The organism is Pandoraea faecigallinarum, from assembly GCF_001029105.3.
Classification (GTDB): Bacteria; Pseudomonadota; Gammaproteobacteria; order Burkholderiales; family Burkholderiaceae; genus Pandoraea; species Pandoraea faecigallinarum.
In genome coordinates this window covers 3,668,028-3,686,426 of the sequence record NZ_CP011807.3, presented here as the reverse complement: position 1 = coordinate 3,686,426, position 18,399 = coordinate 3,668,028, and the positions used below count along the sequence as shown (strand labels likewise).

General features: G+C 64.3%; 14 protein-coding genes and 2 tRNA genes. 9 read left to right on the top strand and 7 right to left on the bottom strand.

Translation table 11 applies throughout. The annotated features are described in order from the left end of the window. Positions 1-4: 4 nt before the first annotated feature. The 4 genes from AB870_RS16115 to AB870_RS16100 all read right to left on the bottom strand — a co-directional run bounded on the left by AB870_RS16115 (position 5) and on the right by AB870_RS16100 (position 4,895). A complete protein-coding gene (locus AB870_RS16115) occupies positions 5-1,006 on the bottom strand; it encodes a branched-chain amino acid ABC transporter permease (protein WP_047905495.1) in 1,002 nt (333 codons plus the stop codon). Next, a complete protein-coding gene (locus AB870_RS16110; RefSeq protein WP_047905494.1) occupies positions 1,003-1,899 on the bottom strand; it encodes a branched-chain amino acid ABC transporter permease in 897 nt (298 codons plus the stop codon). Before AB870_RS16110 ends, AB870_RS16115 begins: the two co-directional genes overlap by 4 nt. 140 nt (positions 1,900-2,039) lie before the next feature. After that, a complete protein-coding gene (locus AB870_RS16105) occupies positions 2,040-3,332 on the bottom strand; it encodes an ABC transporter substrate-binding protein (RefSeq protein WP_197683848.1) in 1,293 nt (430 codons plus the stop codon). A 114-nt stretch (positions 3,333-3,446) separates the two neighbouring features. Beyond that, positions 3,447-4,895, bottom strand: a complete 1,449-nt coding sequence (locus AB870_RS16100) for an NAD-dependent succinate-semialdehyde dehydrogenase (protein WP_047905493.1) — start codon at positions 4,893-4,895, stop codon at positions 3,447-3,449. Positions 4,896-5,211: 316 nt separating this feature from the next. Between AB870_RS16100 and AB870_RS16095 the strand changes: the two genes are divergently transcribed. Both AB870_RS16095 and AB870_RS16090 read left to right on the top strand, forming a co-directional pair. Then, positions 5,212-6,054 carry an IclR family transcriptional regulator gene (locus tag AB870_RS16095; protein WP_084663771.1) on the top strand — a complete coding sequence of 281 codons (843 nt, stop codon included), beginning with the start codon at positions 5,212-5,214 and terminating at the stop codon, positions 6,052-6,054. A 584-nt stretch (positions 6,055-6,638) separates the two neighbouring features. Next, on the top strand, positions 6,639-7,319 hold the full coding sequence (locus tag AB870_RS16090; RefSeq protein WP_053059407.1) for a flavodoxin family protein: 681 nt from the start codon (positions 6,639-6,641) through the stop codon (positions 7,317-7,319). Positions 7,320-7,469: 150 nt separating this feature from the next. Here the strand turns inward: AB870_RS16090 and AB870_RS16085 are convergent, their stop codons facing one another. Next, positions 7,470-8,186 (bottom strand): GntR family transcriptional regulator, encoded by a 717-nt coding sequence (locus tag AB870_RS16085; RefSeq protein WP_047905492.1) that lies wholly within the window; start codon positions 8,184-8,186, stop codon positions 7,470-7,472. Between the two features lie 186 nt (positions 8,187-8,372). Here AB870_RS16085 and AB870_RS16080 point away from each other — a divergent pair, with 186 nt between their 5' ends. The 6 genes from AB870_RS16080 (at position 8,373) to AB870_RS16050 (ending at position 15,989) form a co-directional block, all read left to right on the top strand. Further along, positions 8,373-9,593 carry a pyridoxal-phosphate-dependent aminotransferase family protein gene (locus AB870_RS16080; protein ID WP_047905491.1) on the top strand — a complete coding sequence of 407 codons (1,221 nt, stop codon included), beginning with the start codon at positions 8,373-8,375 and terminating at the stop codon, positions 9,591-9,593. Between the two features lie 205 nt (positions 9,594-9,798). Further along, positions 9,799-11,076, top strand: a complete 1,278-nt coding sequence (locus AB870_RS16075) for an MFS transporter (protein ID WP_047905490.1) — start codon at positions 9,799-9,801, stop codon at positions 11,074-11,076. 260 nt (positions 11,077-11,336) lie between these two features. Then, positions 11,337-14,441 carry an FAD-binding and (Fe-S)-binding domain-containing protein gene (locus tag AB870_RS16065; RefSeq protein ID WP_047905489.1) on the top strand — a complete coding sequence of 1,035 codons (3,105 nt, stop codon included), beginning with the start codon at positions 11,337-11,339 and terminating at the stop codon, positions 14,439-14,441. Between the two features lie 40 nt (positions 14,442-14,481). After that, complete coding sequence (locus AB870_RS16060; protein WP_047905488.1) at positions 14,482-15,666, top strand: DSD1 family PLP-dependent enzyme; 1,185 nt, start codon at positions 14,482-14,484, stop codon at positions 15,664-15,666. Between the two features lie 156 nt (positions 15,667-15,822). Further along, positions 15,823-15,898, top strand: a tRNA-Ala gene (locus AB870_RS16055). A 15-nt stretch (positions 15,899-15,913) separates the two neighbouring features. Next, a tRNA-Glu gene (locus AB870_RS16050) sits at positions 15,914-15,989 on the top strand. A gap of 183 nt (positions 15,990-16,172) precedes the next feature. Here AB870_RS16050 and AB870_RS16045 read toward each other — a convergent pair. Further along, entirely contained in the window at positions 16,173-16,469 is a 297-nt protein-coding gene (locus AB870_RS16045; RefSeq protein ID WP_047905487.1) for a YciI-like protein, read from the bottom strand. Between the two features lie 58 nt (positions 16,470-16,527). Further along, entirely contained in the window at positions 16,528-17,316 is a 789-nt protein-coding gene (locus tag AB870_RS16040) for an AraC family transcriptional regulator (protein ID WP_237169960.1), read from the bottom strand. 112 nt (positions 17,317-17,428) lie between these two features. Here AB870_RS16040 and AB870_RS16035 point away from each other — a divergent pair, with 112 nt between their 5' ends. Continuing rightward, positions 17,429-18,349, top strand: coding sequence for a DMT family transporter (locus AB870_RS16035; protein ID WP_047905486.1), 921 nt, complete (start codon positions 17,429-17,431; stop codon positions 18,347-18,349). Positions 18,350-18,399: the final 50 nt, after the last annotated feature.

The following is an 18,399-nucleotide window of genomic DNA, read 5'->3' as shown; positions in this document are numbered from 1 at the left end:
CCCCTTATGCCGCGTCCGTGGCCGTCTTGGTTTGCGTGACGGGATGTGCCGCGGCAGGCTTGCGGCGCCCCAGCCCAAGGCTCGTGAGGCCGCCCGGCAGGAATGCGATGATCGCGAGCATGATGGCGCCCATCACGATCTGCCATGTATTCGGCGCGTAGCGATAGGCCATGGCTCGCGCGACTTCCAGGAGCAGCGCGCCGATGAACGGCGAAAACGCGAAGCGGGTGCCCGAGAGCACGGCGATGAAAACGAACTCGCCGGAGGTCGTCCAGAACGCCATGTCCGGATCGATGTGGCCAATGTTGAACGCCTGCAATGCACCGCCCAGACCGGCGAGCGCACCGGCGATGACGTAAGTCAGATGAATGTTCGCGCGCGCGGACGTGCCCAGATACTCGACGCGAATCTCGTTGTCCTTGATCGCGGGGCCCAGGCGGCCCGGCGTCGAGCGCATGTACAGCGCCACCCCCATCACGCAGACGATGGCCGCGATGAGGCCCACGGCGAACAGGTTCGTGCCCGTGAGTTGCCACGGCTCGGCACTGCTGCCCAGCGTGGGGGCGTTCACGTTAAAGCCGTCGCTGCCGCCGAGTTCAACGTTGTTGAGCAGCAGGCCGTAGCAGATCATCGACAGGGCCAGCGTGAGCATCGCGAAGAAGATGTCGCGGTAACGCGCGAGCAGGAAGCCGAGCACAAACGCCAGCGCAGCGCTGACGAGCATTGAAATCGCGAGCAGCGCGAAGAGTTCGGTCAGGCCGTAGTCGTTCATGCCCAGACCGACGCAATACGCGCCGACGGCGAAGAACAGCGCCTGACCGAACGACGCGAGGCCCGTGCGCAACAGCAGCGCGAGACCCAGGGCAACGATGCCCTTGGACAGCGCCACCGACACCAGAAATTGCCACTGCGGCAGCGCGAGGCCCGCGCCGCCGATGACGACGAAACCGGCAACCGCGAGCCACGTGCCGGGCGTGCGCAGTTGGGAGGAGATTGCGGAACTCATATCTTGCGAGCCTCCAGCGGAGCAAAGATGCCTTTCGGACGCACAGCCAGCACCAGCGCCATGACGATGTAGATGGAGAAGAGTTCGCCCTGCGGCCAGTAATGCACGGCACTCGCGCGTACCAGCCCCACGAGCAGCGCGCCGAACGCCGCGCCGGGCAGCGAGCCGAGCCCGCCGATCACCACCACGGCGAAGGTCAGCACCACGATCTCGACGCCCATACCTGGCGCGACGGACACCGTCGGTGCGGTGAGCGCACCGCCGATCGCGGCGAGCACGGCACCGGCCATGAACGTCACCACGAAATAGCGGCTCACGCGGATGCCCATCGCCTGACTGACTTCACGGTCGTGAATCACCGCGCGCAGCAGACGGCCGCTGCGGGTGAACTTCAGGAACGCCGTGAGACCGATGCCGGCCACCAGCGCCACGCCCACGATCAGGAAGTTGTAGTTCGGGTACGAGAGATCGCCGAGATCGAAGTTGCCGAGAAAACTGTACGGCTCGGAGACGGTGTACGGGTCGACACCCCAGACAAGCTTGATGGCGTCTTCCATGATGAGAAAGAGCGCATAGGTGACGAGCAGCAGCACCACCGGGTCCTGCCCGTAGAAGCGCTTGAGAATGCCGCGCTCCATGATGAAGCCGATAGCCCCGCCCGCGACGATGGCCGCGAGCACGAGCAGCAGATAGCTCACGTAAAGATTGCCGCCCTGAGCAACCCAGGGGCCGATCAACGTCACGCCAGCATACGCGCCCAACGCGTACAGGCTGCCGTGCGCCATGTTCAAGATTTTGAGCACGCCGTAGACGAGGGTCAGTCCCAGAGCAACCAGGAACAGCCACGCGGCGTACATCACCCCGTCCACCAGGACGGCGTAGATCTGCGACATCTCGCATTCTCCTTGGAACGTAAAGCGGCGGGCGGCATGCGAGCCGCCGCGCCGGCGTTACGGGTACCGCTTTATTGCAAGGAGGGCGAACGCGTTCGCCCTCCCGAACTTGATGCCTTGACTGCGCAATACGCGGGGGCTCAGTGCTTCAGGCCGCCCTTGATCCACTCCGCCGACTTCACACCCTCGGGCGGCGTGACCTCGGCAATCGAGTATTGCTTGACGTCGGTCACGGTGACCTTGCCGTTCACGTTCTTCACCACACCGAACGCCGTGCCCTGGGCCGCCTGGTGACCCTTGCCCAGCGTGAGGCCGATCTTGCCCGCCGGTGCGTCGAAGGCAAGGTGCTCGAACGACGCGATGACCTGCTCGGGCGCGGGCTGCTTGCCGCCGTTGGCGGCCTGGGCTTTCTCGTATGCCGCCTTGAGCGCGAGAATGCTCTGGTTCATCTTGTACGACGGGTAGCTCGGGGTGTCGTTGAACTTGGCGCTGTAGGCCGTGCGCAGCCAGCGGTTCAGTGCGTTGTCCGGCGCGAACATGCCGTACATGCCGCGTGCGCCGATGATCACACCGTCCGGCAGGCGGGTCTTGCCGTGCGTGGCGGTCTCACCGGCGGTGAGCACCGTGAGCGACTTCTTGAACAGGTCGCGGGGACCGGCCTGCACCACGAGGCCTTCCAGGTCGCCGCCCCAGAAGCTCGAATGCAGTACGTCCGGATGCGCGGCCAGCAGGCTCGAAATACCGGCGTTGTATTGACCGGCGCCCAGTTGCGGCATTTGGGAGCTGACGGCCTTCGCGTTCGGCTTGAGCGCCTTGAGCGTGCCTTCGAAGTCGGCCCAGGCGTCCTGACCCCATGCGTAGTTCTGGTTGATACCGGCGTAGGTCTGGAGATCCGGCTTGCGCTCGGCGACGTAGCGCGCCGCGCCGACGTTGTCCATCGTGGCCGTGGCTACCGGACGGAAGACGTACTTGAAGCTCGCGTCTTCGAACACGCGCGGCGTGCCGCAATCGAAGAACAGCGTGACCTTCTTCATTTCTTCGGCAACCGGTGCGATCGCCAGGCAATTGCCCGACGACGTGTAGCCGACCACGTAGTCGACGCCCTGATTGAGCAGGTTGCGGTACTCGCTGACCTGCTTGCTGGTGCTGCCGGCTTCGTCGATATAAACGAGTTCGATCGGCGCACCGCCGAAGCCCTTCGTCGCATACGGTGCGGGCACCTTGCCGGCATTGAGTTCGGCGGCGGTGACTTCGGCGGCGTTCTTCGCGGGCACGCCGAAGGGACCGGCAGCGGCGCCGGACATGAACGTCACGATGCCGATCTTGATCGGCTTGGCGTCGGCGTGTGCCGTGGCGGCAACCGAGGCGATGGCGGCGCCGGCCGCAAGTGCGAGAGCGAGCGGCTTCATGCCGCGCTGGATAACGCGCTTCATACTGGTTTCCTTTGGTGGTGTTACGACGGGTATGTCGATTTATGGTCGTGCGGAGTCTGATGCCCCGGTGCGGTGCCCGGGCCTGCCGGACTGGGCCCGGCCCGGCCCCTTACCTCACACTTGCAGGCACAGGTACTTCATTTCGAGGTATTCCTCGATGCCGTAGCGCGAGCCTTCGCGGCCCACCCCGGATTGCTTGATGCCGCCGAACGGGGCGACTTCGTTGGAGATCAGGCCGGTGTTCAGACCGACCATGCCGTACTCGAGCGCCTCAGACGTACGCCATGCCCGCGCGATGTCGCGCGTATACAAATAGGCGGCGAGACCGAACTCGGTGTCGTTGGCCAGCGCGATGGCGTCTTCGTCGCGCGTGAAGCGAAAGAGCGGGGCAACCGGGCCGAAGATCTCTTCGCGCGCCATGCGCATTTGCGCGGTGGCGTCGGCAATCACGGTCGGCGCGTAGTAGGTGCCGCCCAGCGCGTGAGCTTCGCCGCCCACGAGCACACGCCCGCCACGCGACTTCGCGTCTTCGACCAGCGTGACGACCTTGTCCACGGCCTTGCCTTCGATCAGCGGGCCGATGACCACGCCGTCTTCCAGACCGTTGCCGACCTTCATCTCGGCCACGCGCTGCGCGAATTTCCCGGCGAAGGCATCGTAGACGCCGTCCTGAATGTAGAAGCGGTTCGCGCACACGCACGTCTGGCCGCCGTTGCGGTACTTCGCGGCGATGGCGCCTTCGACGGCGGCGTCCACGTCGGCATCGTCGAACACGATGAACGGTGCATTCCCGCCCAGTTCGAGCGACAGACGCTTGACGGTCGGCGCGCACTGCGCCATGAGCAGACGGCCCACGCCGGTCGAGCCGGTGAAAGAGAGCTTGCGAACGCTCGGGTGCGAACTCAGCACGCCGCCCACGGCGCGGGCGTCGCCCGTCACCACCTGGAACACGCCCGCCGGGATGCCGGCACGCTGGGCCAGTTCGGCCAGCGCAAAGGCGGACAGCGGGGTGAGTTCGGACGGCTTGACCACGATGGCGCAGCCCGCGGCGAGGGCCGGTGCGACCTTGCGCGTAATCATCGCGGCGGGGAAGTTCCACGGCGTGATCGCGGCGCATACCCCGACCGGCTGCTTGATCGTGATGAGGCGCTTGTCGGCGGCGGGCGTGGCGAGCACGTCGCCGTCCACGCGCTTGGCTTCTTCCGCAAACCACTCGATGAAGCTCGCCGCGTAAGCGATTTCACCGCGAGCTTCGGCGAGCGGCTTGCCTTGCTCGCGCGTCATGAGATACGCCAGGTCTTCGGTGTTCGCAATCATCAGATCGAACCAGCGGCGCAGCACGTTCGCACGGTCCTTGCCGGTACGTGCGGCCCATGCCTTCTGCGCCACCTCGGCAGCAGCCACGGCGCGCGTGGTTTCCTCCGCGCCGAGTTCGGGCACCTGCGCCAGCACTTCGCCGGTGGCCGGGTCGAGTACGTCGAAGGTCCTGCCGCTGTCGGCCGGGATCCATTGACCGTCGACCCACGCGAGGGTCTTGAAGAGATTGGTGTCTTTGAGTTGCATGGCTATTGGCCGGGCGCGCCGGCGTTTCCTTTAAAGGGACGCGGACCCCATGCGAGCGAATGGCATAGGCCAGTGTCTCGGATGGTCGCTTGCTGTTCCATCTATTGAACAGTATTCTATGTATTGAATGTGATTCTACGTATTGAACGTTTCCGGTGCAACTAAGGGGTTTTCCTAAGGCGGAATGGGAAGGACTTGCCCGTACCATGCTGGCGGCGTCGCACTCCCGTTTCATCGTCTCACCATGTGAGACCGTCCATTTGGCCCGACCGACGCCGATTTCCGAGATTTCCGAGATTTCCGAGACTCCCGATTCATGCCAAAGCGCAAACTCGATCTGCCTGCCAACCTGTCCTTCGCTGCTGCCACTGGCGCCAATGTCGATGAGCCGCTCAAGACCACCGCGCCCGCCGTGGTGCGTGCGGTCCATATCCTCGATGTGATTGCCGCGTCGTCGGAGCCGGTGGCGCTGGCCGATCTGGCGCGCGAGACCGGCGTGCCCAAAAGCACGCTGCACGGGTTGTGCGACACGCTCGTCAAACTGCGGCTCGTGAAGCGCCATGCCAATGGCGGCATGACGATGGGGTCGTATGTGATGGGGTGGGCGAACGCATTTTTGTCGCAGACCAATATCACCGAGGAATTCCGGGCGGTCTGGGAGGCGTCGCAGGCATTTGCGCAGGAAACGGTGACGCTGTCCGTGCTCGATGGCGCCGATGTGATCTATCTTGCCTGCCACAACGGCAACCGTCCGCTGGGCGTCACGTTTCGCATCGGCATGCGCCTGCCCGCGCCGTACACGGCAACCGGCAAGGCCATGCTCTCCACGCTAGCGCCGGGAGAAGCTGCCGATCTGCTCGCCGGTGCCTGGCCTGCGCCGCTCACGCGCGCGAGCGTGGGCACCTTTCCGGCCCTGGCCGAGGAGATGGCGCAGGTGCGCCGCGATGGCTACTCGATCGATAACGGACAGATGCGTGAAGGGATGATCTGCTTCGGCGCGCCGGTGTTCGACGCGAGCGGCGAGCGTGCCGTCGCCGGTCTGGCGGTCAGTTTTCTGACCAATGAAATCGACGCGCAGACCGGGCAGCGCATCGGACGCCAGATTCGTGAGTTGGCCGACCAGCTCTCGGTACGGCTCGGGGCGCCATCGCGTCGCTGAAGTCGCTGAAGTCGCTGAAGTCGCTGAAGTCGCTGAAGTTGCCGAATTCCCGGAGCGAAGCCGTCACAAATGCGGCATTGGCGCCGGGCGGGGGCGGCAACATCCGTCGAACGTAACGTTCGTGTCCCCTTGAATCGAATTCACGTCGACTTCGGGCAACGGTGTCGGGAGGTGCACGCAAGCTGCTGTGCTTCATGAGGTGAATGTCCCGATAATCACCCTGCACCCGACAGGGGGAATCGAGCGCTCCGGTCCTCGTGGCGCAGCTACCGGGTCGATCAGCGCGTAGCGCCGCGCGATTCCATATTTCGCTTCGCTCGCCGGTCATGCCGGTCCGTCCCGTCTCGCTGTCAGCGTGGCGCCTTGTTCCTGTCAGCTTCGCGCTTGCGGACCGACAGCGTCTTGCAGACGTTCGATTGTTATCTTTAGCGGAACAGTCATGTCCATGAATGCGGGCTATTCCCTAGGGGTTATCACTGGCATCATTGGGTCCTGACTGATGTCCAGACAAGCCAGAGGAAGCGTAGGGAAGCGCGATCCCGGCGGTGCCATGGGGCGGACATCCAATAGGGAAGCACTACGCCATGTCCAATATCGCAATCGTCTATTACTCGCAGGGCGGCGCTACCGCCATGATTGCCCATTCCGTTGCGCAAGGTGTCAACGACGCCGGTGCGCATGCACAACTTTTCAGTATCGAGCCGCACCAGCTCGTCGACGGGCAATGGCACGACGAAGCCATGCTGTCGCGTCTGGCCGCCGCCGACGCCATCATCTTCGGGGCGCCGGCGTTCCACGGCGGCATTGCCGCGGTATTCAAAGCCTTCGCGGATGCCACGACCGGCATGTGGCGCGCTCGCAGCTGGCGCAACAAGGTCGCAGGCGGATTCTCGTTCAGTTGCCGCTCCAGCGACGACAAGCGCGATACGCTCGACTACTTTGCGGCGCTCGCTGCGCAACACGGCATGGTGTGGGCGGACGCGGATGCCGAGGCGCCGGGTTTCGAGATGCGCGGTACGGCGGGCGCGTCGATGGCGTCGCGCGTCACGCCGCAGGTGGCACGTTTCGCCGGTGATTTTCCGGCCGTGACTGCGCCGGGTGTGGAAGTGGATGCGGCCTACGCGCTCGATCCCGCCGACGTCATTTCCGGCAAGCAGTACGGACGCAACGTGGCATCGCTCGTCGCGCGTCTGGCCGGAGAAGTGCTGGAGTCCCCCGCCGTGCTGGCACGTCGTGCATTGGAAGCGGCGGAACGGCGTCTTTGAAGCGTCGGCAAGGCATCGATCAACAACGCGCGACGGCACGACGGCGGCAAAACGGCAGCAGAATGACGGCAGGATGACAGAAGCGGCACGCCCGGTGATTGCACTGGCGTGCCGTTTGTCTTTTGTGGGGCGTCAACGTTGTGCGCGTGCTCAATTGCCTGGCGCGTTGCCTGCCGGTTCGGCATGGATTTGCAGCACGGCGTCGCGCTTGGCCAGCAGGTGCTTGCGCAGAATCTCGCCCAGGCGCTTGCCGTCGCGCTTCTCGAGCGCATCGATCATCTGCTCATGCTCGTCGATGGCGCGGTCCCACTTGTCCGCATGGAAGTTCGAGCGAAAGCGCAGGGCCATCAGACGACGATTGATCGACACGTACGTCTGACGTAACGCGCCGTTGCGCGCCGCTTCGTTGATGCGATCGTGAATGGCCTGATTGCGTGCGTAGTAGCCCGGCAGGTCCTGCTGCGCGCGGCACGCGAGCATGGCGTAATGCAACGCCTTGATCTCCGCGAGCTCGACCGGCGTCATGCGCTCGGCCGCCAGCTCGCCGGAGAAAGCTTCGAGCGCGCTCATCAGCTCGAACATTTCCCGGATTTCCTTCTCCGTCATGCGCGCGACGCTCGCGCCGCGATTCGGCGCGATCTCGATGAGCCCTTCGGCCGCCAGCACCTTGAACGCTTCGCGCAACGGCGTGCGCGAAATGCCGAGTGTCTCGCACAACTCGCGTTCGTTGAGTTTGACGCCGGGAGAGAGCACCCCCTCGATGATGAGGCGGCGCAGGTGTTCGACGACGGTGTCGTGCAGACGCAGGCGCTCGACACGCGGAATCTCTGGGACGGCAATCGTCGACGTGTTATCCATTTTTTGCATTCAAAATCATCAAGCCATCGTCAAAGCACATCGCCGCGATTGTAACGCACGGTATCAGGCATCCGTATCGCTAGGGTAAACGACTGTATTGAAAGCGCTTCTCACCCCTTGCGAAAGTCGGCCGCTCTGCTAAAGTATTTTGAATGCAAAATTCAAAACGAATTTTTCAAGAGGAGAGAGACGTTCATGTTGAAGCTCGATTTCCATCCCTCGGGTCGCCATTTCCTGCAGATCCCGGGCCCGAGCCCGGTGCCCGATCGCATTCTGCGCACCATGAGCTACCCGACGATCGATCATCGGGGACCCGAATTCGGCGCCCTCGGCCGTAAGGTGCTTGCCGACATCAAGAAGATTTTCAAGACCGAACAGCCGGTGGTGATCTATCCGGCCTCGGGCACCGGCGCGTGGGAAGCCGCGCTGTCGAACACGCTCTCGCCGGCAGACCACGTGCTCATGTTCGAGACCGGGCACTTTTCGACGCTCTGGAAGAAGATGGCCGAAAACCTGGGTCTCAAGCCGGAGTTCATCGGGCTGCCGGGCACCGAAGGCTGGCGCCGTGGCGTGCAGCCGGACATGATCGAAGCGCGCCTGCGCGCCGACACCGCGCACGCGATCAAGGCCGTGTGTGTCGTGCATAACGAAACTTCCACCGGTGTGACGTCGGATATCGCGGCCGTGCGCCGCGCCATCGACGCCGCCGCTCACCCGGCGCTGCTGCTCGTCGACACGATTTCGGGCCTCGGCTCGGCCGACTACCGTCACGACGAGTGGGGCGTGGACGTCACCGTTTCCGGCTCGCAAAAGGGTCTCATGCTGCCCCCGGGAATCAGCTTCAATGCGGTGTCGCCCAAGGCGCTCGAAGCCGGCAAGCAGGCGAAGCTGCCGCGCGCGTTCTGGGGCTGGCAGGAAATCATCGAGGCGAACAAGAACGGCTACTGGCCGTACACGCCGAACACGAACTTGCTGTATGGGCTGTCGGAAGCGCTCGACATGATTCTGGAAGAAGGACTGGATAACGTGTTCGCGCGTCACCAGCGTCTGGCCGAAGCCACGCGTCGCGCGGTGAACGCGTGGGGGCTCGAGATTCAGTGTCAGGACCCCGCGGTGTACAGCCCGGTGCTCACCGGCGTGGTGATGCCGCAGGGCGTGGACGCCGATGAAGTGCGCAAGCGCATTTACGAGCGCTTCGACATGTCGCTCGGTCAGGCGCTGGGCAAGATCCGCGGCACGATGTTCCGTATCGGCCATCTTGGCGACTGCAACGACCTTACGCTCATGGCCACGCTCTCGGGCTGCGAAATGGGCTTGCAGATCTCCGGCGTGAAGCTCGCCGGTTCGGGCGTCGTCGCGGCCATGGACTACCTGGCACGGGCGAAAGACACGCCTTCGCTCAAGGCGGCTGCCTGAACTGCCGTTAGTAGTCCTTAGGAGACGGGGGCGTTGTTGCGGTAATGCGTTGTCGTGTGCGCCACGCAACGCCTCTGATGTGAACGCTTTAATTGTCATTCACGCGTCACAGGGCTTCATGACAGAAAAGCCCGTGACGCAGCAACACCTTTGCGTTGCCGGCATGCCGCGGGCGCGCTTCACAGGATGTTTCAGGAGACATGCAATGAAGCTTTTCAGAGCGACAAGGGTCGTGCTGGTGATGTTATGCGTCATGTATTTCATCACCTACCTCGATCGCGTCAACGTCAGCACGGCCGCAGCCGGCTTCGGCAAAGAGTTCAACCTCAGCAAGACGGAAATCGGTCTCGTTTTCTCGGCATTTGCCTATCCCTATCTGGTCTTCCAAATCATCGGCGGTTGGGTCAGCGACCGTTTCGGCGCGAAGCGCACGCTGCTTGTGTGCGGCGCGCTGTGGGCGGTTGCGACGATCCTGACCGGCATGGCCGGCGGTCTCGTCACGCTGTTGCTCGCACGCCTGATGCTCGGTCTGGGCGAAGGGGCGACGTTCCCGGCCGCCACGTCGGCCATGTCGCGCTGGATTCCCAAGGAAAAGCGCGGCTTTGCGCAAGGCATCACGCATGCGGCGTCTCGCATCGGTAACGCCGTGGCCCCAGCCGTGGTGGTGTTCATCATGGCGACGCACGGCTGGCGCGAATCGTTTTACCTGTGCGGTATCGTGAGTCTGATCTGGGTGGGGTTGTGGGCCCTCACGTTCACGGAGCGCCCGCAGGATCACCCGCGCATCACCACCGAAGAACTTGCGGTGCTGCCCGCGCTCAAGGCGAAAAGCGCTTCGGTGCCGTGGGGACCGCTGTTCAGGCGCATGATGCCCGTGACCATCGTGTACTTCTGCTACGGCTGGACACTTTGGCTGTTCCTGTCGTGGATTCCGCAATACTTCCTGCACAGCTACGACCTCGATCTGAAGAAGTCGGCGCTGTTCGCATCGAGCGTGTTCTTTGCCGGTGTGGTCGGCGATACGCTGGGCGGGATCGTCACCGACAAGCTCTACGAGCGCACCGGCAACCTCAAGCGCGCCCGCAGCTGGATGGTCTCGGTGTGCATGCTGCTCACGCTGATCTCGCTCGTGCCGATGATGTTTATGCACCATCTCTACGTGTCGATGGCCTGTCTGGCGTTCGGCTTCTTCTTTGCCGAAATGACCATCGGTCCGATGTGGGCGATTCCCATGGACGTTGCGCCCGAATACTCGGGCACGGCCAGCGGCATGATGAACACCGGTTCGGCGCTCGCGGCGATCATCTCGCCGGTGCTCTCCGGCTACCTCATCGATCGCACGGGGAACTGGGAACTCCCGTTCGTGGGCAGCATGATTCTGATGGCCGTCGGGGTGGTGCTGGCCTTCCGCATGCAGCCGGAGAGCAAGTTCTCGGTGGCCGGCGATGCCGCCAAGGCGAGCAACGCCCGTCAGCCCGCCTAATGCCACCGCTGTCACCGCTGTCACCGCTGCCGCGGATGCACGGCATGCATGTGAAGCACCCGATGCCGGTCTGACGTCTGTCCGGTCGCCGCCGCCAGCATGGGCGGCGGCGATCCGGCGACGTTGGCCAGCATCGCCCTGCAATATCTCTGCCGGGTGGGCCCGGTGATTGCCGCAGAGCGTATCGTGCCCTCGTCTTGCCGATCGGCCGGATGCATCTTCGACGCCTCCACCCCGCCGGATCAAATGCCAGCCACGCCATGAATTCCCAATCGAACGCCCGCGAATCCCATCGTCCGAATCTCGTCAGCCAGCCCGTGCATCTGATGCCGATGCAGCGCGGCGGCGTGGCGCTCACTCCGTTGCAGGCGCGCTTGCGTCGCGAACTTCGCGGCGACGTGCTCTTCGATCGTGCCAGTCGCGGCCGCTACGCAACGGACGCATCGATCTATCAGATCTTCCCCATCGGCGTGGTCGTGCCGCGCGATCAGGAGGACTTGATTCGCGCCCTCGACATCGCACGCGATCAGCACGTGCCGGTACTCGCACGCGGCGCGGGCACGAGCCAGTGCGGCCAGACCATCGGAGAAGCGCTCGTCATCGACAACAGCAAGTGGCTGAACCGTGTGGTGGCGTTCGACGCCGAGGCGCGCACCGTTACCGTCGAGCCGGGGATCGTGCTCGATCACCTCAATGCCTGGCTGAAGCCGCACGGTCTGTGGTTTCCGGTCGACGTATCGACGGCGGCGCAATGCACCATCGGCGGCATGGCGGGCAACAACTCGTGCGGTTCGCGCTCCATCGAGTACGGCAACATGGTGCACAACGTGCTGTCCATCGACGCTGTGCTCGCCGACGGTGCGCAGCTGCACTTCGGTTCGCTGCACACGCCGCCGGCCGACGCACGCACGAAGGCGCTGCTCGCGAGCGTGCACGAGATCGCCATGCGAGAGCAGCAGGAAATGCGCGAGCGTGTGCCACGCGTGTTGCGCCGCGTCGCGGGCTACAACCTCGATCTGTTCGATTGCCTGAACCCGCGCGCCTATACGGACGATGGCGTGGCCAATCTCTCGCATCTGCTGGTCGGCTCCGAGGGTACGCTCGCTTACAGCCGTCAGATCACGCTGAGGCTGGCGCCGCTGCCCAAACACAAGACACTCGGTGTGGTGAATTTCCCGACGTTCTATCAGGCGATGGATCTCACGCAGCACATCGTCAAGCTGGGACCCGTGGCGGTGGAACTGGTCGACCGCACGATGATCGATCTGGCGATGGACAACGCGGCGTTTCGTCCGGTGATCGAGAAGGCGCTCACGGGCGATCCGCAAGCGATTCTGCTGGTCGAATTCGCGGGCGACGATCCTGCGGCACTGCGCGCGAAACTCGAAGATCTCGCCGCGCTGATGGGCGATCTCGGCCTGCCTGGCAGCGTGGTGAAGATGCCCGAGGCCGGCCCGCAAAAGGCGCTGTGGGAAGTGCGCAAAGCGGGCTTGAACATCATGATGAGCATGAAGGGCGACGGCAAGCCGGTGTCCTTCATCGAAGACTGTGCGGTGCCGCTCGAACATCTGGCGGAGTACACACGCCGTCTGACCGAGGTGTTCCATCGCAACGGTACGGAAGGCACATGGTACGCCCACGCGAGTGTGGGCACGCTGCACGTGCGGCCGATTCTGGACATGCGCCGCGATGGCGCCGTGAAGATGCGCGAGATTGCCGAGGAAGCGGCGGCGCTCGTGCGCGAATACAAGGGGGCGTACTCGGGCGAGCACGGCGACGGGCTGTGTCGCGGCGAGTGGGTGGCCTGGCAGTACGGGCCGCGCATCAACGCGGCATTCGGCGAGATCAAGCAACTGTTCGATCCGGAGAATCGTTTCAACCCGGACAAGATGGTGCGTCCGCCGAAGATGGATACGCGCGAACTGTTCCGCTTCGCGCCGGGATACGCCGCGAAACCCATTACGCCGGCGCTCGACTGGAGCGCGTGGAACGTGACGCGCGACGCGCTGACCGGCGAGCAGAGCGCGCCGGACACCGGCACCGACGCCACGCATGGCCTCGCGTCTGCCGTCGAGATGTGCAACAACAATGGGCATTGCCGCAAGTTCGACGCTGGCACGATGTGCCCGAGCTATCGTGTGACGCGCGACGAACAGCATGTCACGCGCGGGCGCGCGAACACGCTGCGTCTGGCAGTCTCCGGTCAATTGGGCGAAGAGGGGCTGGCGAGCGACGACGTCAAGGCCGCACTCGATCTGTGCGTGTCGTGCAAGGGCTGCAAGCGCGATTGTCCGACGGGCATCGACATGGCGCGCTTCAAGATCGAAGCGCGTCATGCGCGCGCGAAGCGCCACGGGGTGTCGCTGCGGGACAAGTTGATCGCCTATCTGCCGCGCTACGCGCCGTGGGCCAGTCGACTGGGCGCGCTGCTGGATGTGATGCAGCGGGCGCCGGGAAGCCGTGCGGCCAAGCGCTGGCTCGGCCTCGCACCGGGGCGCTCGGTGCCGGCATTGAAGACACCGTTCCTCGATCGTCAGGCGCCGCTGGGCGCGGGCGATGCCCTGCGCGGCGAGCGTCACGTGCTGCTCTTCGTCGATACGTTCAACAACTACATGGAGCCGGAAAACGCGCGCGCGGCGAGGCAGGTACTCGAAGCGGCGGGCTATACGGTCCATCTGAACCGGCGTGCCGGAGAGCGTGCGCTGTGCTGCGGGCGAACGTTCCTGGCCGCCGGGCTGGTCGACGAGGCGAAGGCGGAAGCGCGCCGCCTGCTCGACGCGGTCATGCCGTTCGTCGAGCGCGGCGTGCCCATCGTGGGACTGGAGCCGTCATGCCTGTTGTCGTTGCGCGATGAAGTGCTGAGTTACGGCTTTGGCGACGCGGCCCGCAAGTTGGCGGATAACGCGTTCTTGTTTGAGGAATTTCTGGTTCGCGAGAAGGCGGCGGGGCGCTTCGAGATCGCCTGGCAGGCACTCCCGGACGGCGTGGACGAAGCGCTCGTGCACGCTCACTGCCATCAGAAGGCGTTCGACGCATTTTCGCCGGTCACGGCGGTGCTTGGTTGGCTGCCGGGGCTAAAGGTATCATCGATCGAGTCGTCATGTTGCGGCATGGCAGGCAGCTTCGGTTACGAGGCGGAGCACTACGACACGTCGCGGGCCATGTCGGAACTTACGCTGTTGCCGGCGATCCGTGAGCGTAGCGAAAATGCCATCGTGGTCGCCGATGGCACCAGTTGCCGACATCAGATTCACGACGGTGCACACATGCAGGCCCTGCACGTCGCCTGTGTGCTGGCCCGAGCGCTGCCGCCCTTGTCGTTCTCGTCGTCGTCGCCCTCGTCGCCCCCGGCGGCCGTTGCCTGATGGCCGACACGCGCTTGCGAATGCCCTTGAAAGGATAGTGATGCCAGACTCAGTCAATACGGTTTCGACGTCTTCGAATGCGGCCGCGGGTGGCCTCGCGGTGCCGCCGGTGGCGCGCGTGGGCGATTCGCTTACGCAGATCGCCACGCCTTCCCTGTTGCTCGATCTCGATGCATTCGAGGCGAACCTGGCGCGCATGGCGAGCGCGGCGGCCGCACGCGGTGTTGCCGTGCGTCCCCATGCGAAGGCGCACAAGTCCGTGACGGTTGCGCGCGCGCAGATGGCGGCGGGGGCCGTCGGCATCTGTTGCCAGAAGATCACCGAGGCCATTCCGTTCGTCAACGCGGGCATCGGCAACATCCACATCAGCAACGAGTTCGTCGGGCAGGCGCGTGTGGCACTGGCCGTGGCGATGGCCGCGCGTGTTGCGTTGTCGGTGTGCGTGGACGACGTGCGTCAGGTGGCGCCGCTGGGCAAAGCGGCACAGCGTGCCGGGGTGCGAATCTCGGTGCTGCCCGAAGTCGACGTGGGGCAGGGCCGGTGCGGTGTCGATTCGACGGATGCCGTAGGCCAGTTGGTGGACGCCATCGACCATTACGAAGGGTTGCGCTTCGGTGGCCTGCAGGCGTATCACGGGAGCGCGCAGCATGTCGACGGTTGGGGCAAGCGTCGCGATACTGCGCGGCTCGCGGCGGAGCGGGCGTCTGCCTACGTGCGTTTTCTCGAAGCGCGCGGCATTGCGTGCCCCGTGGTGACTGGCGGCGGTACGGGCACGGCGGAGTTCGACATCGAGAGCGGTGTCTATACCGAGATCCAGCCGGGGTCGTACGTGTTTCTCGACGGCCATTACGGCGCGCTCGAATGGCGCGACGACTGGCGCTTCCGTCACGGACTGTTTCTGGCGTCGACCGTCATGAGCACGGCGCGCAAGGGCATCATCGTGTGCGACGCGGGCCTCAAGAGCGTGGCGACCGATTCGGGGCTGCCCCGTTTCTGGGCGTCGCAGCAGGCGGGCAAACCGCATTACCGTACGGCGTCGGACGAACACGGCGTACTCGAACTGGCGTCGCCGGACGACGACGGCACGCCGTGGCTGGGCGAGCCGATTCTGCTGGTGCCCGGACATTGCGACCCGACAGTCAATCTGTATGACCGTTACGTGGCTGTACGGCACGGCCGGGTCGAGGGGCTGTGGCCTATCGAGGCAAGGGGACTTAGCCAGTAAGCGGGGCCGAGCCCGGTGATGGGCCGGGGAAGAAGAGAACGAGGCGCCCGCCGGGCGCTGCGTCACTGTTCCGGCATCCGGCTGTCCCAAAATATTTTGGTGAAGGGGCTTCCCAAGCTATGAAAAGCACGCTATAGTCTCACTTCTTCGCCGTACGGGGGTATAGCTCAGCTGGGAGAGCGCTTGCATGGCATGCAAGAGGTCAGCGGTTCGATCCCGCTTACCTCCACCAAAACGAAGATTTTAGGTCCCCTTCGTCTAGAGGCCTAGGACATCACCCTTTCACGGTGAGTACAGGGGTTCGAATCCCCTAGGGGACGCCAGATTCAGTGGCGTGTTTCTCGGAAATCTCCGGAAAACGCGGTACGCAATCGGTTGTCGACAAACGCGCTTGGCTTCATCGCCAAGCGCGTTTTGTTTTTGCGCGACGGTTTCCTGAGGGATGGTCACAATCGTCAGGGCCGATTGCGACGCTTGTTCGAGACCGCCGCCGGTCGCCAGTGGCTTTAGCGGACGGGGGTGCTCGCCGTCTTCCCGACGACCGTCTTCCACGGCCGCACGCGCCACGACTTCACCAGACCATTCACCACGTACGGATCCGCCTTGGCGAAGGCTTCCGCTGCCGCAGACGAGTCGCCTTCGAAGAGCAGCGCGGCGGCATCGACCGGCGACTCCAGTGCGCCAGCCAGAAGCAGTTCGCCCCGGTCGGCCGCCGCCCATGCGAGCGCCAGATGCGCGTCGCGGTATTGGCCGCGCCGCTCGAGATAGTCGTCGACGAGGTCGTAGGTGAGCAGGTAATGCATGCTGATGTCTCCCGAGAGGTTTGCAACGTTCGGATATTCGTCGGAGTCTACGGATTCATTATCGATAGAACGCCGATGGCGGTACGCCGAAATGCCGTTTGAACATGGCCGCGAACGCGCTCTGGCTCGCATAGCCATGATCGAGCGCGACGTTCACGATTTTCTCGCCGCGTGCCAAGGCTTCCAGCGCTTGCAGCAGTCGCGCTTGCTGACGCCAGCGGCCGAAGGTCAGTCCTGTCTCCCCGGAAAAGCGCCGCTGAAATGTCTTTGCCGAAAGCCCCGCTTCCGTTGCCCAATCGTCGATGGTCGCGTCGTCGCACGGTTCCTGCATCAGCCGGTCGCAGATGCGTGCGAGACGCGGGTCTCTCGGCCAGGGCAGGTAGAGCGGCAATACGGGCAGAGCGATCAGTTCGTCGAGCAACAGACGCATCAGACGGGCATCGCGTGAGTTGGCCGCGTAGTCGGGTGGGACGTCGATTGCCGCGAGGATGAGTTCGCGCATGAGCGGCGTGATCTCCACCACGCAACTGCTGTCGGGCAACGGTTCGATGCCGGGTTCGACGAACACGGTGCGCATCTTGACGTTGCCGCTCATGCGCACCGTGTGCTCCAGACCGGCCGCGAGCCAGACACCGCGCGTCGGCGGCACCACCCAGCGTCCGGACGCCGACGCGATAATCATCACCCCTTCGATGGCGTAGAGCAGTTGCGCACGTCGGTGCGAATGCGACGCAATGAATTCATTGTGCACGTAATCGACCGCCATCGCCGCCATCGGCATGGGCGTGCTCTCGAAGCGAAGATGGTCGGTCAGTCGGGGATCGATGATCCGGCGTACGGGCGTCATGGCGGGAAGAAGAATGTCCTTTTCAAGACAGGTTCTGGAATTTTAGCGTGAGACGGTCTGGGCCGCATCCCTGACGATAGGGCTTCCTTTGTCAAACCTGTGGGAATTCGTCATGGGGTACTTCCTGTATCCGCTCGGCGCCATGCTGTTGTGGGCCGGCAATGTCATCGTCTCCAAACTCTCTGCCACGACCATCGCGCCGTCGGCCATCACGTTCTACCGGCTGGTGCTGGCGCTTGCCGTGATGACGCCTTTCGTGATCCGCCCGCTGGCGCGCAACTGGCACCACGTGCGTCCGCAACTGGCCAGGCTCGCCTTCCTCGGTTTTCTGAGCATGTCGTTTTATCAGAGCCTGTCGTACCTCGCCGCGCACAGCACGACCGCGACCAACATGGCAATCGTCACGGCGCTCGCGCCGCTGCTCACGCTGCTGTGGAGTGTCGTGCTGCTGCGCGAGCCGCCGACGCTTGGCATGCTGGTCGGCGGGCTGCTCTCGCTCGCGGGGCTGGTGTATCTGATCGGTCAGGGGCATCCGTCCACGTTGCTCGACGGCGGCGTGCATCCGGGCGACATACTGATGCTGATTGCGTCGGCGTCGTACGGGCTGTACAGCGTGTTGCTGCGCCGTTGGCATGTCGCCGTGCCGCCTGCGCAGTCGACTTACGTGCAGGCCTGGGCAGCGCTCGTGACGATGATCCCGATGCTGGCCATGGTGCCCGCGGGGCAGGCGCAGTTGAATGCGGCGACGGTGCCACTGGTGCTGTACGCGGGGTTGGGGGCGTCTATCGTGTTGCCGATTCTGTGGATTCAGGGCATTCGACATCTGGGGCCGAACCGTTGCAGCATGTTCATCAACGTGCTGCCCGTGATGACGGCGGCGATTGCAGTCGTCCTGCTGGGCGAGCAGTTGCATATGTTCCACGTGATCGGCGGGGGCGTGGCGCTCGTGGGTGTGTTCGTGGCGCAGCGCTGGCAGCGTGCGCTGCCAGGTTTTGGCGCTGTGCCCGAAGATTCGGACGAAGTCCCGGCCTGACACGGATGCGGCGCTCGGGGAGGCGCTCAAAGAGGGCGGGGGGACCACGG

What these genes read in the sequence shown, in the direction of transcription:
- AB870_RS16115 (WP_047905495.1), bottom strand. Translation starts at nt 1,006, where the DNA reads ATGAGTTCCGCAATCTCCTCCCAACTGCGCACGCCCGGCACGTGGCTC.
- AB870_RS16110 (WP_047905494.1), bottom strand. Translation starts at nt 1,899, where the DNA reads ATGTCGCAGATCTACGCCGTCCTGGTGGACGGGGTGATGTACGCCGCG.
- AB870_RS16105 (WP_197683848.1), bottom strand. Translation starts at nt 3,332, where the DNA reads ATGAAGCGCGTTATCCAGCGCGGCATGAAGCCGCTCGCTCTCGCACTT.
- AB870_RS16100 (WP_047905493.1), bottom strand. Translation starts at nt 4,895, where the DNA reads ATGCAACTCAAAGACACCAATCTCTTCAAGACCCTCGCGTGGGTCGAC.
- AB870_RS16095 (WP_084663771.1), top strand. Translation starts at nt 5,212, where the DNA reads ATGCCAAAGCGCAAACTCGATCTGCCTGCCAACCTGTCCTTCGCTGCT.
- AB870_RS16090 (WP_053059407.1), top strand. Translation starts at nt 6,639, where the DNA reads ATGTCCAATATCGCAATCGTCTATTACTCGCAGGGCGGCGCTACCGCC.
- AB870_RS16085 (WP_047905492.1), bottom strand. Translation starts at nt 8,186, where the DNA reads ATGCAAAAAATGGATAACACGTCGACGATTGCCGTCCCAGAGATTCCG.
- AB870_RS16080 (WP_047905491.1), top strand. Translation starts at nt 8,373, where the DNA reads ATGTTGAAGCTCGATTTCCATCCCTCGGGTCGCCATTTCCTGCAGATC.
- AB870_RS16075 (WP_047905490.1), top strand. Translation starts at nt 9,799, where the DNA reads ATGAAGCTTTTCAGAGCGACAAGGGTCGTGCTGGTGATGTTATGCGTC.
- AB870_RS16065 (WP_047905489.1), top strand. Translation starts at nt 11,337, where the DNA reads ATGAATTCCCAATCGAACGCCCGCGAATCCCATCGTCCGAATCTCGTC.
- AB870_RS16060 (WP_047905488.1), top strand. Translation starts at nt 14,482, where the DNA reads ATGCCAGACTCAGTCAATACGGTTTCGACGTCTTCGAATGCGGCCGCG.
- AB870_RS16045 (WP_047905487.1), bottom strand. Translation starts at nt 16,469, where the DNA reads ATGCATTACCTGCTCACCTACGACCTCGTCGACGACTATCTCGAGCGG.
- AB870_RS16040 (WP_237169960.1), bottom strand. Translation starts at nt 17,316, where the DNA reads ATGACGCCCGTACGCCGGATCATCGATCCCCGACTGACCGACCATCTT.
- AB870_RS16035 (WP_047905486.1), top strand. Translation starts at nt 17,429, where the DNA reads ATGGGGTACTTCCTGTATCCGCTCGGCGCCATGCTGTTGTGGGCCGGC.